This window comes from Longitalea luteola (assembly GCF_017356035.1).
Classification (GTDB): domain Bacteria; phylum Bacteroidota; class Bacteroidia; order Chitinophagales; family Chitinophagaceae; genus Niastella; species Niastella luteola.
This window is the reverse complement of sequence record NZ_JAFIQX010000001.1, coordinates 461,276-479,066: the sequence shown is the minus strand read 5'-3', so window position 1 is coordinate 479,066 and position 17,791 is coordinate 461,276. Positions and strand designations below refer to the sequence as shown.

Genomic DNA, 17,791 nt, shown 5'->3' with positions numbered 1-17,791 from the left:
CAAAGAAATCTCAAATCTCAAAAATCAAGACCAAAGAAAATCTCAAATTGACATAGTTCGTAGGATTGGGCTTTTGCATTTATTTTTGGGTTCTTGTGATTTGGTTCCTGGAATTTGTTTTGCTTCCTGGTGCTTGTTCTTGTGATTTGTTTTTGGTTCCTGGTATTTGGTTCTTGGTTCTTTATTTTAATATCCGGCATTCTGTTTCAGGTTCTTGTTCACATCCATTTCTGCCTGTGGAATGGAGAAGAACTCGCGGCCGCTTACATAACTGTTGAACTCGGGATCATGGGATTTTAGCTCGGCTAGTTTGGTAGGGTTCTGTAACCAGCCCCAGCGGCGAATGTCATCAAAACGGTGTCCTTCAAGGGCAAATTCCAGCGCCCGCTCATGGGCAATGCGTTCACGCATCAGCTCTTTTGACAAAGCTGCGAATTCCCCTTCCCGATTGGGCAGGTTGGCGCGGTTGCGTACGCGTTGAATTTGTTTGGCGCACTCGACCCGGTTGTCGAGCTCATTCTGGCATTCGGCATACATCATCAGCACATCGGAATAACGCATCAACCGTTCATTGATCCCCGAACGCCAGTCTTTCTCGTCGGGTATATTCTTATCGCCATTGCCATATTTCTTTACACCCAGCTTATTGAGGTCAGCAGCATATACGGTTTGAAAGGATTGTCCGTATAAATTACAACCAGGATAATTGTAATAAATGGTGGCGCGCAGGCGCGGATCGTCTTCACCACTTATTGTCTTTTCTTTTTTGAATTCATCCACGATCCATTGGGTGGGAGCGGCGTCATTCCAGCCAAAAGGCGCCGGGGCAAAGGTAATGGCACGGGCAGTTGTTTTGCTCCAGTCAGAGCCTGGTGAACTGATCCAACCTAATGTAGTGCCGCCTACCTCGCGGCTGAATTGGATCTCAAAAACGGATTCCTTGTTGTTCTCAAAAGCTTCGGTAAAATTATCGCCGTAGTTGGCCATAAGATCATAAACACCCAGATCCATGACTGCTTTAAATTTCGCAGCAGCGAGGTCGTATTGTTTATTGAATAAATAACTCTTCCCCAGAAAAGCCAGTGCGGCACCCCTGGTGGCTCTCCCCAGATCGGCGCCCGTATATGAAACCGGTAACAGTTTGGATGCTTCGTCAAAATCCTGGTATACCTGGTTCCATACATCCTCCGGGGATACCTGCCCCGGAAAGTATTCCGATGAATTTTCATAGAACTTGGTCACCAGCGGAATATTATTGAAAAAGGTGACCAGGTAATAATAATTGAGGCCGCGCAGGAACAGCGCTTCGCCTTTCAGGCGGTTATAGAGGTTCTGATCTCTGAAAGGAACTTTGTCGATGTTATCCAGCACGAAATTGGCACGGGTGACACCCCCATAAAAAGCGATCCATAACCATTGCTGCATGATGGAATTATTGAACAATTTAAAAGAGCCGGTATTTGATAATACATCCCAGGGGCTTGGGCTCATCATATCATCTCCACGCAGATCGAGGGCGCATTGGGCAAAGCGCATAAAAGTACCGTCATAGTATAATGATTGGTAAACGGCATTTACCGCCATTACCGCATCGTTCTCATTTTTCCAGAAGGTAGCGGTTGTCTGCTGATTGGGATTGGTAAGATCCAGATAATCTTTTCCACAGGAAATACCCGAAACAGCAATGGCAGCAGTTAATATGATTCGTTTAATGTTCATTGTTTACAGTTTTGTTGTTACTCCCTTGAGGCTTATAATCCGAGTTGCAATCCGAACAGAAAGGAGCGGGGATTCGGCAATCCACCTGCTTCATTGGCCGTAAATGGGCGGTTGGGATACGATCCATTGTCTATTGCCCGGTCGAACAAGCCATTGTTATTGGCAAAGTCTGGATCAAAACCCGTGTATTTTGTAAATGTGACCAGGTTCTGTGCGGTGATGTATATTCTGAGATTTGACAGGTGTGCTCTTTGCAGGATCTGTTGCGGCAAGGTATAACCCACCTGTAAAGTAGTAATGCGGAAGAAGCTGCCATTCTCGAGCCAACGGGCCGAATTACGCGCGTTCTTATTAGGGTCGAACATCACCACGCGGGGCACATCGGTATTCGTGTTGGTGGGCGTCCAGCGGTTGAGCAGCTTCGTACCATAATTATCCCAACCTGCTCCGCTTTCAATACCGGCGCGAATGCTGTTAAAGATCTTGTTTCCTGACACACCTGAAGCCACTACCGACAGATCGAACTGTTTATAAGAAACGGAAGCGTTTAAACCATAATACAGATCGGGAATGGCACTGCCCAGGTAAGTGCGGTCATCATCGTCGATCTTTCCATCAGGTGCACCGGTAAGTTTTCCATTCGCATCGCGGCCATTGAGGTCTCTAAAGCGGTAGTCGCCCGGACGGGTCAATTCTTCCTGGTACCGTTTAATAGGGCTCTTTGCATTAAGCGCATCTATTTCTGCCTGGTTCTGGAAAATGCCATCGATCACCCAGCCATACAACTCCCCTACTTCGCGGCCAACTTCTGTTTTGGTCAAATTGCCATACCCATAAATCGGATTGTCACCATATCCCAATGACAATACTTCATTGCGCAGGGTGGAAACATTGGCGTTGATATTATAGGAGAAACTGCCTTTTTTATCAGCATAACCTAACTGGAACTCAAAGCCGGAGTTTTGGATAGATGCGCCGTTCACCACCGGTGATTCGCCGGGATACACGCCTGTTGAACCGGGGATCTGCACGCGCAATAAAATGTCTTTACCCGTGTTATGAAAATATTCAGCGGAGAACGTCAGTTTTTTAAAGAGCTCTACATCGATACCGATATTCCGGCTGATCATTGTTTCCCATTTTATATCGGGCACCGCAAAAGTGGTTTGGGTAGCACCGAGTGCCAGCTGATTGCCAAAGACCGCATGCGCATAAGAGTTAATAAAGGCCTGGTATTGATAATCGCCGATCTCCTGGTTACCCAGTTCACCATAAGAGGCGCGCAACTTCAGCTGATTTACATAAGCAGGTAACAGCTTTTGAAACCATTGTTCATTGTGCAGTTTCCATCCCAATGCCAGCGATGGAAAATTTCCCCAGCGGTTTTGCGGTGCAAATCTCGATGAACCATCACGGCGGATAGTAGCTGTTAACAAATACCGGTCGTCATAAATATAATTCACCCGGCCGAAATAAGAAGAAAGCCGGCTTTTAAACAGATCTCCCGTAGCGGTGATGCCAGAGGTACCATTGCTTAATACCGGTAAATACGGTTGGGTAAATCCTTCTGCATGGGCAAAACTGCGCGACAGATTGCTTTCGAGTGTCGATTGCCCCACCAGCGCATTCAGAGAATGCCGGCCAACCACTTTGTCGTATGTCAGCGTATTCTCAATGGTACCTGTATTGCCGGAGCCACGCCAGTCATTCAGCTTGGCAATATTATTTACATAAAACCAGCCCAGGTCATGTACCGGCACAAAATAGAAATCGCGCCAGTCAGTTCTTTCATAACCGAGGCTTAATTTATATTTTAGTCCCTTAATGATCTCATACTCACCATATGCATTTCCAATGAATCGGAACCGCTCCGTTCTACTATCGAGCACATTGTTGAAACCGATGGCATTGGCCGTGTATGAACCATGGATGGTTTGACTGGCACTGCTGAAACCATCGCGGGTCGTTGAATCATACACTGGTAAGGTGGGTATGGCATTTACAATATAACCCAGGATATTACCGTCATGCAAAAAGGTCATGAAGCGCTGATTGATCTTTGCATAACTGAACGACTCGCCAAACCGGAAGCGCCCCTGTTTAAAATCGGTATTGATACGAAATGAATAGCGGTTGTAAGCTGGTCCTTTGCCGGCTACTGTACCGGTATGATCGAAATAATTGATGGATACATAATATTTGGCTGCATCGGTTCCACCGGAAATACCTACGGTATGTTCCTGGATGTTACCGGTCTTAAACGCTTCTTCCTGCCAATCGGTATTGATGTCTTTTACATACAGGCTCGAGCCGGGATCGTTGGCAGGTTTTACCAACTGTACCGGATCGGCATTGGCGCTGGCTTCGTTTACCAGTTGCTGATATTGCTGCGTGTTGGCCACGTCATATCTTTTTACAATATTCTGTACGCCATAATAGCCATTATAATCGAGTTTGAATTTGCCGCTTTTGCCGCGTTTCGTAGTGATGATAATGACCCCGTTGGCAGCGCGGGAACCATAGATAGCAGCAGCCGAGCCATCTTTCAACACCTGTATGGTCTCTACATCAGCGATCACCAGGTCATTCACAGGGGCCTGCACACCGTCGATGATGTACAATGGATTGTTGTTGGAGAAATTTCCGATACCACGGATCTTGATGGCAGGTGCAGCACCCGGTTGTCCGCCGCTGGTAACGCTTACACCTGCTACCTGTCCCTGCATGGCTTTCAGCACATCATTGCTGGCGATCTTGTTCAACACTTTCGGATCCACCGTACTGATAGAACCGGTAAGGTCTTTTTTGCGTTGCGTTCCATAACCAATGATCACCACTTCTTCCTGCTCGGTTATATTTCTTTTCATTACCACATTGATCTCCGAACTGCCGCTGATGGGCAGTTCCGTGGTTTGCATATCGATAGAGGAAAAAACCAGGACGGATGCTTCCTGCGGCACGTCCAGCTTAAAAAAGCCTTTTTCATTTGTAACGGTACCAACGGAAGCCAACCCTTTTACATATACAGAAACGCCGGGCAGTGGCGTGCCTGCTTCATTAGTGACCGTGCCGCTGATGGTGATGGCCGCGGCTCCATTGAGATCTTTTGAGATGATGATCACTTCATTATCGATCAGCTTAAATTTCAGCCCTGTTTCCAACAGCGCTGTTCTTAACACGGAAGAAACAGGTGTTTCTTTTACTGAAATGGTCACCAGGAAATCACGCGGCAGAATATCGTTGCTGTAGGCGAACCGGTACCCGGTTAATTTTTCAATGCTCTTAAACAATTGCGGGATCGATGCATTCGTCAGCGTTAAGGTAACTTTCTCTTCCTGTGAAAGTCCTTTGGCCGATACATGCAGGCAACCAATGATCAGTAAAGCAGTCGTTAGTTTCATAATCCTTACAACTCTGGCCAATGCCGTGTAAAGAAAGGTATCCACCGCTGGCGGATGATTTTTTTTCATACCTTTAGAAAGTTTAAAGATGAATAATGGAAACAGGCCAATGCTATCACGTTAACCTGTTTCGGCTTTAAGCAGGGGAATGTTGCCGCATTCCCCTATTTATTTAAGACATAGGCTACATTGATATCCGGCACCAATTGAGGCAATTACCATAACTGATTTAACCTCTAACTTCCTACTTCGTACTTCATGCTTCGTACCTCAGACTTCGTCATCTATAGATCACAATATTCCGTTCACCCTCGAACCGGTAATTGAACTTCCTGGATGCTTTAAGGATATCCAGCACCTGTTCAATTTTCTCCTTTTTAAAGGTGGCGGTAAAATGGTATTGTTTTATATCGTTCGATTCAAACCGGATGTTCACATTGTACCAGCGGTTCAACTGCCAGGTTATTTCTTCGAATGCTTCGTCTTCAAAGGCAAGGCTGTTCTGCACCCAGGCCAATTCTTTCAGCTCGCCATTGTCTGATTTTCTCGCCGGTTTTATGACCGCCTGCTCCAGGCTGCTGCTTGTAGTAGCTGTACCGGTGGTCTTACCATCTGCTGCAGGCTCCGTCCACAACACTTTCTCATCCGGATGTAACAACAGTTTCCGGTTATTATCTTTTTTCAGGGTCACTTCCACCAGTCCCCGCACCAGTACGGCCTCCGTCCTGTGTTCGTCGTTATATGATTTAACATTGAAAGCAGTACCCAGCGCTTTTACATCCATAGTGGGTGTGTGCACAATAAAGGGCACGGCTGCATTGTGCTGCACTTCAAAGAAAGCTTCCCCTTTCAGGTATACTTCGCGGGTATTTTTTGCGTATAAATCATTCAGGTATATTTCACTGCCTGCATTGAGGATCACCTGGGTGCCGTCGGGAAATTGAAAACTTTTACGCTCACCAGGTTTGCATACATAGTGTACTTTCTCTGTCTGGGGTGTAGCTGCACGTTGTGTTTTCCACAACAGGTAAAGCCCCACAGCGATCACAGCCAGGGCAGCAACGGCCACAGCACTGAATCGACGGTATAACCGGTGGTGAGAGAAACCGGTGCGGCTCAGTTCAATGACCTGCGCTTCTTCCTTCCCGGTTAATTTTTGTTTCAGGCCTGCCAGCTGCTCCTCCAGATCTGCCTGGGCCAGCGCCGAAAACAGCATGCGGTATTCATGCACTGCTTCTTCTACCAGCGCTTTTTTAGCCGGATTGCCTGCTATATAACTTTCCCAGTAATGAACATCCTGCTCATTATTCCGCAGGCAATAATTGATGAAGGATTCATCCTTTAACAGATCGTCAACCGTCCGGTACTGATGTTGCATTTCCGCTCTTTTATAAGCAGAGTGGCGGATGTTCGTCTTTTACCCGTCTTTTTTACAATAATTTTTCAGAAATGAAAAGCGGAAGCCATGCCAAGCAGAACAAGTGATTGAATACCAGAAACAACAGCCGGTTGAATCATTTTGTGTCTTATTGTATACAGCGCTTCGTGGATCTTGTTATATACCGTGCGGTGGGTTAATCCTGTTTTTTGGGTAATGGCTTCGTAACTCAGGCCTTCGTAGAATTTGAGCAGGATGAGCTCGCGTTGCCGGGCCGGCAATGCATTGATGATGGCCATCAGGTTCCTGCTGATGGTCTCATTATCATCTTTTATAATAAGCGTTTCCTCCCAGGAAGTTTCAAACCCTTCTTCTTCTTTTTTGCTCCAGGCCACTTCCAGGTTAACGGTGCGTCGGGCTTTCAGCCAATCACCCGTAAGCCGCCTCAAGAATGAAATGATGAGGTAACTGCGAACGTTTTTGGCTTCCATCAGGGTATGCCGTTTTTCCCAGAGATACAGGAATTGCTGTTGTATCACGTCTTTTACGAGATCGCTGTCGTGAATATTTTTAAGACCAATAAAGAATAGCGTGTGATAATACCTGGTGTACAGCTCGTATAAAGCTTCTTTATCACCCTGCAGCAGGCGTTGCCAACAAAGGTTGTCGGTATGAATAGCAGTTGTGGTCATTAATGGCAGTCAATCTTTTACGCTGAACACTTAAGGCTTAACGCTGAATGCTAAAGGCTTAACGCTTGTTTCGTTAAGCGTTTTGCATTTCGCGTTTTGCATTTCGCGTTTTGCGTTCATTAAATTTAAATGTATTCACCACATTTAAAAAATCTTTTTACAATCGCCTCAATAAGAACGAAAAATGTATGACATACACCAAATAAATGTGCCACCCCGGCGGCCGGAGTGGCACATTACAACAGGTGTGCCGCACTTTGAAGGAGTGACACACCTTATATACTAGCGAAGTTCTGTAATCGCGCAATGATCCATATCGCCATAGTCGAGGTTCTCACCAGCCATACCCCAGATAAAGGTATAGTTGGATGTACCCGCGCCGGAGTGTATGCTCCAGTTAGGAGAGATCACCGCCTGCTCATTCTGCATCCAGATATGACGGGTTTCCTGTGGTTCGCCCATGAAATGACAAACGCTCTGGCCCTGGGGCACTTCAAAATAGAAATACACTTCCATCCGGCGATCGTGGGTATGGGCCGGCATGGTGTTCCATACACTGCCGCTTTTCAACTCGGTCATACCCATTTGCAGCTGGCAAACTTCCAGTACACTGCTTACGATCAGTTTGTTGATCACCCGGTGATTGGCCGTAGCCGGACTGCCCAGTTCCACCACTTCGGCATTTGCCTTTGAGATCTTTTTGGTGGGATAGGTATGATGCGCCGGCGCTGCATTGATATAGAATTTGGCAGGTTTGCTGCTGTCTGCAGATGTGAACTGCACATTTTGTGTTCCCTTGCCAATGTATAATGCTTCTTTATAATCCAGTTCATAGGTTTGTCCGTCGGCGGTTATGGTTCCTTTACCACCTACGTTAATGATGCCCATCTCTCTTCTTTCCAGAAAATACTGCGCTTTCAGTTTCTCAGGGTTGGGCAGCGCTACCGCTTTAGTAACGGGCATAACACCACCGGCAATATAGCGGTCGTAATGCGAAAGCGTAAAATGCGCCTGGTCTGCTTCAAATAATTTGTCTATCAGGAAAGCCTTACGCAAAGCAGCGGTATCCATTTGCTTTGCTTCGTTCGGACTTATTGCTAGTCTATTATCCATATCAATAATTTTATCGTTATCATTAAACCCCGTATTCCATTATGACATTAGCCCATTAGCACATTAGCTAATTAGCCAACTAGCTAATTATGCTATCTGCCCATCCAGCCGCCGTCAACGGTAATAATGGTTCCGGTAACGTAATCAGAGGCCGGCGATGCGAGGTATACGGCAGCGCCTTTCATATCATCCCCTTCGCCCCAACGGCCGGCGGGAATCCGCGCCAGGATAGATTTGGCACGCTCAGGATCGTTGCGCAATGCTTCGGTATTGTCGGTTGAAATATAACCGGGCGCAATAGCATTCACCTGTACGCCTTTGGCAGCCCATTCGTTCGAGAGGGCCATGGTCAGCCGGGCGATGGCGCCTTTGCTGGCCGCATAACCGGGAACAGTGATACCACCCTGGAAACTCAATAAGGAGGCCGTGAAAATGATCTTACCACTTCCCCGCTGGATCATATCCCTGCCAAATTCGCGGCTCAATATGAACTGGGCATTGAGGTTGACATTGATCACTTCATCCCAGTATTCATCCGGATGCTCGGCGGCGGGTTTACGCATAATGGTACCGGCATTACAGAATAAGATATCAACGGGAGCGCATTCGCCTTTTACCTTGTCGATAAAAGTATAAATGGCTTTGCGATCGTTGAAGTCGGCCTGATACGCTTTGAAAGAACGGCCGGTAGCTTCCACTTCCTGCTGAACTTTACTGCCTGTTAATTCGAGGCTGGCGGATACGCCAATAATGTCTGCGCCTGCTTCGGCCAGTGCAACGGCAATTGATTTACCGATGCCTCTTTTGCAGCCTGTAACCAGTGCGGTTTTGCCTGCCAATGAAAATTTTGAAAGAATGCTCATAATGATTTTAGTTAACGGAATACCATGATATCCCAGGTGAGTCCCCTTCCGGTGCAGCGGCTGCTGCCGGAATAATAAACCGGGCTGCAATTTCCTGCATGAGGGGTAGACTACCAAATTTAACCGGTTCAGAAGTGTATCTGTCTGCCCTTCACCGACTTAGGCGAAAGTGATCATCTTTTCCAAACCATAACGGTGCGGCTCTCACTTAGTACATCGACTTCGGCCTGTTAACAGCCGGCTTACCGAATTTTGCATTTGGTTTATTGCCCATCACCACCCGCAGGGTTCCGCCATTCATAATATCCTTATGAAAAATATATGTTTTTGGCCAGGGCTTTCCGTTCAGGCTTACGCTTTGGATGTAAATATTCTTTTCACTATTGCCCACCGTTTCCACGGTGAACTTCTTTCCACCTGGTAATTGTAGGGTCGCTTTATCGAAGAGCGGACTGCCCAATACATAGGCGCCGCTAGCAGGAAATACGGGATAAAATCCCAGGGAAGAAAAAATATACCAGGCCGACATCTGTCCGCAGTCTTCATTACCACTGATGCCGTCGGTACTGTCAAGGTATTGTTCTTTTAAGATATAACGTACTTTCTCAGCCGTTTTTCCCGGGTCACCAGCGTATGTGTACAGGTAAGTAGTATGGTGTCCGGGTTCATTGCCATGCGCATACTGACCGATCATGCCTGAAATATCGGGCGGTGATTGGGGATCGAACTCTATCTTGATCCGGAAGAATGTATCCAGCCGCCTGATAAACGCTTCATCGCCTCCCAGCAACTGGATCAGTCCTTCTACATCCTGCGGCACCAGCCAGGTGTATTGCCAGGCATTGCCTTCACAGTAATCATCGATCCAGGGATGGCTCGTACGGCCCGGACCAAAGGTCTTATTCCATTCGCCCTGTTCATTCTTTCCCCGGAAAAATTTAGTGGTGCTGTCGAAGTAATGACGATAGTACAGCGCTCTTTTTGCGAACAGTGCCGCATCTTCATTCCTGCCCATATGTTTTGCCATCAGGGCAATGCTGCCATCGCTGATGCAATACTCCATGGCCTTGGCTACCGATTCCTGCACTTTGTTATGCGGAATATATTCCAGCGATTTTACATAATTCAACCCAAACTCATCGCGCAGCGAGGTATTCTTCACGGCTTCAAATGCCAGCGCGGTATCAAAACCACGATAGCCTTTCAGGTAGGCTTCTGCAACGATCTGCACACCGCTCATGCCCGGCATGAGGTTGGTTTCATTACCTGCCAAATGCCAGATGGGCAATTTTCCCTGCTGCTGGTAAATATGCAGCATGGTATTGACCATGTCATTCACCCGGTTGGGCTGCGTGATGGTGTACAAAGGATTCAGCGCACGGTAGGTATCCCAGAGGGAAAGTATTGTATAGTTTTGGAAAGACCCCTTATGCACATTTTTATCCGGACCACGGTATTCTCCATTCACATCATTAAATGCGGCGGGATCGATCATGGTATGATACATCGCCGTGTAGAATATTCTTTTTGCTGTGGCGTCTTTGGTATGGATAACGATCTTTCCCAGCTCCTGGTTCCATTTGGCGTCGGCGTCCTTTACCACTTTATCGAACTGCCAGTGCGGGATCTCTGCTTTGATATTGGCCATTGCATTCTCAGCACTCACCGGTGAAATGCCCACTTTAAGGAATACTACAGCAGGCGCTTTATCAAAACTTATAAATCCCTTCACGCCGTCTCCTTTTGCCGATCTGCCTGCCTGCTGTTTGTCATTATTATAAATGTCAAACTGCTGCATGGCTTTCGATAACCGGATGGCAAAATATAAACGCTGATCCGGCGCCCAGCCTTTTGAATACCGGTAGCCGTAGAGGGTGGAATCATCTACTTTCTCGAGATACGTTTCTGTTGCTTTATCGCCAATACCTTCTTTGAGATCGATCAGGATGCGGGCGGTTGAGCCGGCGGGGAATTTATATTGATGGAATCCTACGCGCTCAGTGGCTGTTAACTGAACATTGATATTATAATCGTCCAGGGTCACTGCATAATAACCTGGTCTCACTTTCTCTTTTTTATGCGAGAAACGGGAAGAACAACCGGCTGTTGGATCTTCCGGCGTAACCTTGCCGGTCTTTATAATACCGGTAAATGGCATAATGAGCACATCGCCAAGATCGGGCATGCCGGTTCCGCTTAAATGCGTATGAGAAAATCCTTTGATGATGCTGTCGGTATAGTTGTAGCCCGAGCACCAATCCCAGCCGCGGAACACATTATCAGGCCCCAGCTGCACAGCGCCAAAAGGCACATTGGCGCCCAGGAACACGTGGGCATGCCCTGCGGTACCTATGTACGGGTTTACGAGATCAGTAAAACGCTGGGAAAACGACGTGGAATGGAACAATACAAAACACAAAACCGGAACGATCTTTTTGATCAACCTGCAAAAGCTACCTTTCATGCCGATGAATTTACAACAAATCAAAATATTACAAATTTGTCGCAATATAGTGCACTTAATGGTCAATAGTCAATGGTCAATGGTGAATGGCCAATGGTCAATTATTCCCAGTTCCCGGCAACTGGTAACTGGTAACCGGCAACTGAATGAATTAACATCTCAGTTGCCTACAATAAAAAAGATGGGGCGGTCTTATAAACTGCCCCACCTCTTAACTTGTCAACTTATAAACTCATCAACTTATTTACCGATTTCGGCAAAATAATTCGGATAATCAGTAATAATGCCGTCAACACCATCGGCGATGAGGCTTTTCATTTTCTCTTTATCATTTACGGTCCAGGGAACCAGCTTCATGTTCCTGCTGTGACAGTAATCGGCCATGGCTTTGGTCACCAGGTTGAACTCCGGACTATAAATATGCGGGAAGAATCCCAGGCTCTTGAAATTGCTGTCGAGGTTCTTGCCGGTAGTCAAATAGCCAATAACGATATGCGGATACTTTTTGTGCACGTACTGCAGGGGGCGCACATCGAATGACTGAATATAGAACCGGTTACCGATGTTCCGGCCTTTTACATCTTCCAGTACGGCGTCTACCACTTCGGCCGGAGGGGCATTGTATTTCAGGCTGTCATACCGGACGGATGTTTTTAGTTCAATATTATAGATCGGTTTCGGCAGGTTATTCGCAGTTACATACGCTTCTACCGAATCGATCAGTTCGCCCAGCAACGGCATACCTACTTTTATTTTTTGTTGCTGCGGCCAGGCAGGAAAAGGTTTGGAGCCTACATCGAACTTTTTAATGTCTTCATAATTCATCTGGTACCACACATACTTTTTGGCATCTGCTTTGGGAATTTCACTGCCATCGTTGAATACGGTATGGGCAATGTTTGGGAATGGATCATGCGAGATCAGCACTTTTTTGTCTTTGGTAAGATATACATCCACCTCAATACAATTAGCGCCCACTTCCACGCCTTTCTTCATAGCCGGAATGGTATTCTCGGGCATTAATCCGCGGGTACCCCGATGTCCTTCCTTGTAAAATGATGGATAGTTATCGGGAATGGTCATTTTCCTGGAGGCACTGCAGGCTGCTACACAGCCCGCGATCACCGTTAACACTACAATACGTTTCATTATATGTTTCATTTTTTAATCTCGAGTAGCATGTATATCAAAGCGGCTAAAACGGCCCCGATGGTTGGACCTATCACCGGGATCCAGGCATATTTCCAGTTACTGCTTCCTTTTTGTTTAATGGGCAGTAAAGCATGGATGATGCGGGGCCCCAGGTCACGTGCGGGGTTAATGGCATAACCGGTTGTTCCGCCCAATGACAAACCAATGGCCCATACCAGAAAAGCCACCGGCAACGCACCTAGTGAACCCAGGCCAATAGGCGCTTTAGGGTTCCTGATCTCGGCATCGGTGAAATAGAATACGACAAAGATCAGTACGAAGGTGCCGATGATCTCACTTAATAAATTGAATGTAACGTTTCGGATAGCCGGCGAGGTACTGAACACCGCGAGCTGGGTATCGGGATCGGCAGTAGTGTTGAAATGATCCTTATACACGAGCCATGTCAGGAAAGCGCCTGCCATTGCGCCCAGCAGTTGGGCCAGGACGTAGGCGGGCACATTGGCCCAGTCAAATTTTCCGGCGATCGCCAGTCCTATTGACACGGCAGGATTCAGGTGTGCGGTGCTGTAGGGGCCTGCGATCACCACGCCTACAAATACAGCCAGCGCCCAACCGGTGGTGATCACCATCCAGCCGCCGGCATTTCCTTTAGTTCCTTTTAATATTACGTTCGCCACAACACCTGTTCCCAACAGGATCAAAAACATGGTGCCGATAAACTCGGCGGTAAATGGTGACATACACAAACTTTTTTAGATTAAACCCGCTAAGGTTTAAAGTGTTGATTTCTCTTTTTGCGTTACCGGTTGCAGGTTACAGGTTTCAAGTTGTATAGCCCTGGAAGTTGTAACCGTAACCTTAACAGCTTATTACTACCATTGCAATTCCAATTATCACATCATCATCACATCATCACATTATTAAATTATCACATTATTCTTCAGCATACGCTTTTGCCGCTCTGATCGCTTTTTGCCATCCCTTCATCAACTGGCTGGCATGCGCGGTATCGGGCGAAAAGCTTTTATTGAGCTTCCATTGTTTCTTGATCTCGTCGATATTCTTCCAGTAACCTACTGCCAGTCCGGCCAGGTAAGCAGCGCCGATAGCAGTGGTTTCGGTGATCTGGGGTCTGATCACTGTAGCCTGTAAGACATTGGCCTGGATTTGTAACAGCAGGTCATTGGCAGTGGCGCCACCGTCGACCCTGAGCTCTTTAATGGGAGAACCGGCATCAGCCTGCATGGCCGTCAATACATCCATGGTTTGCAGTGCAATGCTTTCAAGGGCTGCGCGGGCAATATGGGCAGCGCTTGTTCCCCTGGTAATACCTACGATGGTACCGCGGGCATGTTGATCCCAGTGCGGAGCGCCCAGTCCGGCAAAAGCAGGCACCAGGTATACGCCGCCGTTATCAGTGACCTGTTTGGCCAGCGCTTCCACTTCGGAAGAATGGGTAATGATACCGAGGCCATCGCGCAACCATTGCACCACTGCGCCGCCGATAAAGATGCTGCCTTCCAGGGCATACTGCACTTTACCATCGATTTGCCAGGCGATGGTGGTCACCAGGTTGTTCTTTGACAAAATGGGTTTGTCGCCAATATTCATTAACATAAAGCAACCGGTTCCATACGTATTTTTTACCATGCCGGGCTCTGTGCACATTTGTCCGAACAACGCCGCCTGCTGATCACCGGCAATACCGGCAATAGGAATTTGCGCGGCCAGGATCTGGGCGTCGGTGGTACCGAACACTTCACTGGATGAACGCACCTGGGGTAACATGGAGGCTGGCACATTCAGTAATTGCAGCAGCTCTTCATCCCATTTGCAGGTATGAATATTGAACAGCATCGTACGCGATGCATTGGTAATATCGGTTGCATGTACTTTTCCCCCGGTAAGCTTCCATACCAGCCAGGTATCAATAGTACCAAAAGCGAGTTTTCCTTCTTCTGCTTTTTTGCGGGCGCCTGCTACATTGTCCAGGATCCAGCGGATCTTGGTTCCGGAAAAATAGGCATCCACGATCAGCCCTGTTTTTTCCTGGATCAGCTTACCGGATCTTACTTTCAACTCGTCACAAAAGCCGGCCGTACGCCTGTCCTGCCAAACAATGGCATTGTGGATCGGGGCGCCTGTCTCTTTATCCCATACAACGGTAGTTTCGCGCTGGTTGGTGATGCCAATGGCGGCTATATCGGTTGCTTTCAACCCGGCCTTACTCACGGCTTCCACGGCAACGGCCAGCTGGGTGCCCCAGATCTCACCGGCATCGTGTTCTACCCAACCGGGCTGGGGATATAACTGCGTGAATTCTTTTTGAGCGATAGATATAATGGAACCAGCCTGATCGAAGATAATGGCGCGCGAGCTGGTTGTTCCCTGGTCGAATGACAAGATGTATTGAGGCATGTTATTTTATTATCGTTAGTTATTACGTTTATGTAGACCGATCTAAACTACGTGTTACAGGTCCCAGGTTCCAGGTTGCAAGGGTAAAGAACCCGTAGTAAAAAGCCCTGTAACCTGCAACTTGTAACCTGTAACTCCTGCCTATGTCGTCATATATTGAACTTTACAAATAAGGTTTCAGCACACCTGCCCAAACCTTGTAACCCTCTGCATTCAGGTGCAACCCATCCATCGTATAGCGTTTATCCAGTTTTTTGGCGGCATCGAGGAAATGCGGGTGCAGATCGATCACGGTGATGTTTTCTTCTGCGCCTATTTTCTTCAATCCCTCATTCACATAAGCAATATGCTCATCCTTGTTATAATGTTTTTTGAACTGGGTGAACTCATTGTTCACGGGCAACAGCGTATGGAAATAGATCTTTGTTTTTGGTGACTGTGCTTTGATCTGCCGGATGATGCGCCGGTAATTATTCACGATCAACGAATCGGGAATATTGTGCTGAATATCGTTAATACCGATCAATATAAAAACTTTTGCCGGCTGCCCTTCGGTCACCTCATGCAGGCGTTCGAGCACGCCATAGGTTATATCGCCTGAAATACCGCGGTTGCGGGCATTCGGGTTTTGCAACAATTCCGCCCAGTCAACCCCCTGCGTAATACTATTGCCCAGGAAGATGATATCTTTTTTTGAATCGGGATAGTTTTTGAACAATCCATATCTTACTGCATAGGCGGCCGGACGGATCGTACTATCCATTTTTGTCTCTTGCGCCGATACAGCAAGGCCAATCATGAACAAACCTGTAACCAGTCCACTGATCCTTTTTTTCATATATGCTGCTTGTTATGTTCCTGTTGTAAATATATTCGATAGTGATTTCTTAAAAACTGTTACTGTACTCATACTTCATACTTCATACTTCGTACTTCATATTTCGTATTTCTAGGCCTTGTATTCCGCAGTATACTTCTTGCCAAACCGGTCGGTAGCTACCACCTTCACCTGCTTTGCAGTAGCCGGGATCATTGCATGGAACAAATGATCTGTTTTCTTGGGTTCGGCAAAGCCGCGTGGCTTGGGCAATTGCGGCCCTTTATACAGATCAACCGCTAACAGGTCGAACCCTTTTTCCTGTTTCAAAGCATCGTGTTTAGCGCCGTCTACCCAGCATTCTACCTGCCAGGCCGGATCATAATTCCACACATTCACCTGCAGTTTTTTGCTGGCGGCATCTTCGTCCTTTACGATCAGGCTTACCTGGTGGTCGGCTTCTTTACCGGTAGATTGATAATACCAGCTTAACTCGGTGCCTTTTACCGAATACACGCCATAACCAGAAGGCGTACCATCGCCGCAAATAGGACCCGTCCACCAGGCGCCGCAAACCGTACCGTGGTTGTGCTCAAATATATCGTGTTTTATAACATTTCGATGATAATGCGTATGGCCCGACATGATATGTACATTCCTGCCTTTCAAAACGGCATACAATGCTTCGTTGTTCTTCACTTCATTGTGTACGGGTATATGTACGCACACGATCACCAGGTGATCGTTGGGAACAAACGACAGGTCTTTTTGCAACCAGGCCAATTGTTCTTCTGAAATATAACCATCGTATTCGCGGTCTTTGCCCAGGTAACGTACGTCATCCAGTACTACGTAGTGCACTTTACCCCGATTGAAAGAATACCAGGTGGGACCGTAATATTGCTGGAAGGTATCATCCGATACTTCATCACCACCTTTATTATAATCCATATCATGATTGCCGATACATTGGAAAAAGGGAATGCCCATTTTTTCTACGGCCGCATTATAACTGGGGTACAGGGCATGGTTATCCCAAACAATGTCACCCACCGTAATGCCATGCAGCAGGGCGCCATTGGCTGCCTGCACGAATTTCTGCACGTCGGGCACTGATTCCGCCATCATGCGGTTAACATCTTTTTCGTTTTTAACCTGCGGATCGGCCCAGATAATGAACTGGTGATTCGTATCATCTACCGTTAATGCTTCCAGCTCAAAGTTGATGCCTTTGCGTTTATTGATGTCTTTTACCAGGCGGTAATGGCGGGAAAGTCCTTTTTCATGGGTAAACGCATAACCGGCAGGGGTAGAAACAAAAATAGCCGTGGCATTGGGATGCAGTTCCATTTCATATTTTCCGGACTTATCGGTGGTTACTACCGAATATCCGTCACTTACGACTACATCTTTGAGGCCTTTGCCTTTTGCGAGTACGGAACCTTTAATTTTCTTTTCTAGGGGAACAAATGCTTTTGCAGGCGCTAAAGGGGTCAATGCCCATCCTGCAGTCAGCCAACCAAGCGAGGAAATGAATTTGCGTCTTTTCATTATACAGATTTTATCGTGAAACGGCCAACGTGAAATAGCGCACGCAATGTCAGCTTCACTTTACTAGCGTAAACAGCTTGGGGCTAACCCATCAGGCAATTGCAATCTTCCCCGCCCACAGTTATTATGCTATATTGTTAGTGTTTTTTTCGGCTTCAAGAGACGGCGCCATTTAGGCGCTGGTTGCAAGTAATCAAAACAAAAGCGCTAAGCAAACGTT

12 protein-coding genes are annotated in these 17,791 nt (G+C 47.0%); all 12 read right to left on the bottom strand.

Features of this window, described 5'->3' with window-relative positions; genetic code table 11:
- Positions 1 to 186 precede the first annotated feature (186 nt).
- Positions 187 to 1,719 (bottom strand): RagB/SusD family nutrient uptake outer membrane protein, encoded by a 1,533-nt coding sequence (locus JUB15_RS01870; protein WP_207510620.1) that lies wholly within the window; start codon positions 1,717 to 1,719, stop codon positions 187 to 189.
- 32 nt (positions 1,720 to 1,751) lie between these two features.
- Positions 1,752 to 5,189 carry a SusC/RagA family TonB-linked outer membrane protein gene (locus JUB15_RS01865; protein WP_207510619.1) on the bottom strand — a complete coding sequence of 1,146 codons (3,438 nt, stop codon included), beginning with the start codon at positions 5,187 to 5,189 and terminating at the stop codon, positions 1,752 to 1,754.
- Positions 5,190 to 5,400: 211 nt separating this feature from the next.
- The gene (locus tag JUB15_RS01860; protein ID WP_207510618.1) at positions 5,401 to 6,498 is read right to left on the bottom strand and encodes a FecR family protein; all 1,098 of its coding nucleotides are present in this window, start codon (positions 6,496 to 6,498) and stop codon (positions 5,401 to 5,403) included.
- A gap of 65 nt (positions 6,499 to 6,563) precedes the next feature.
- Complete coding sequence (locus tag JUB15_RS01855) at positions 6,564 to 7,190, bottom strand: RNA polymerase sigma factor (protein WP_207510617.1); 627 nt, start codon at positions 7,188 to 7,190, stop codon at positions 6,564 to 6,566.
- A 282-nt stretch (positions 7,191 to 7,472) separates the two neighbouring features.
- Positions 7,473 to 8,303, bottom strand: a complete 831-nt coding sequence (gene kduI / locus JUB15_RS01850; RefSeq protein ID WP_207510616.1) for a 5-dehydro-4-deoxy-D-glucuronate isomerase — start codon at positions 8,301 to 8,303, stop codon at positions 7,473 to 7,475.
- A 92-nt stretch (positions 8,304 to 8,395) separates the two neighbouring features.
- Complete coding sequence (locus JUB15_RS01845) at positions 8,396 to 9,160, bottom strand: SDR family NAD(P)-dependent oxidoreductase (RefSeq protein ID WP_207511038.1); 765 nt, start codon at positions 9,158 to 9,160, stop codon at positions 8,396 to 8,398.
- 214 nt (positions 9,161 to 9,374) lie between these two features.
- Positions 9,375 to 11,630: a GH92 family glycosyl hydrolase gene (locus JUB15_RS01840; RefSeq protein WP_207510615.1), complete on the bottom strand. Its 2,256-nt coding sequence runs from the start codon at positions 11,628 to 11,630 to the stop codon at positions 9,375 to 9,377.
- Between the two features lie 240 nt (positions 11,631 to 11,870).
- Positions 11,871 to 12,779, bottom strand: a complete 909-nt coding sequence (locus JUB15_RS01835; protein WP_242696158.1) for a glycerophosphodiester phosphodiesterase family protein — start codon at positions 12,777 to 12,779, stop codon at positions 11,871 to 11,873.
- Positions 12,780 to 12,787: 8 nt separating this feature from the next.
- A complete protein-coding gene (locus JUB15_RS01830; protein WP_207510614.1) occupies positions 12,788 to 13,525 on the bottom strand; it encodes an MIP/aquaporin family protein in 738 nt (245 codons plus the stop codon).
- Positions 13,526 to 13,718: 193 nt separating this feature from the next.
- Positions 13,719 to 15,203 carry a glycerol kinase GlpK gene (gene glpK, locus JUB15_RS01825; protein WP_207510613.1) on the bottom strand — a complete coding sequence of 495 codons (1,485 nt, stop codon included), beginning with the start codon at positions 15,201 to 15,203 and terminating at the stop codon, positions 13,719 to 13,721.
- A 163-nt stretch (positions 15,204 to 15,366) separates the two neighbouring features.
- A complete protein-coding gene (locus JUB15_RS01820; RefSeq protein WP_207510612.1) occupies positions 15,367 to 16,041 on the bottom strand; it encodes a GDSL-type esterase/lipase family protein in 675 nt (224 codons plus the stop codon).
- A 111-nt stretch (positions 16,042 to 16,152) separates the two neighbouring features.
- Positions 16,153 to 17,571 carry a calcineurin-like phosphoesterase C-terminal domain-containing protein gene (locus tag JUB15_RS01815; protein ID WP_207510611.1) on the bottom strand — a complete coding sequence of 473 codons (1,419 nt, stop codon included), beginning with the start codon at positions 17,569 to 17,571 and terminating at the stop codon, positions 16,153 to 16,155.
- Positions 17,572 to 17,791: the final 220 nt, after the last annotated feature.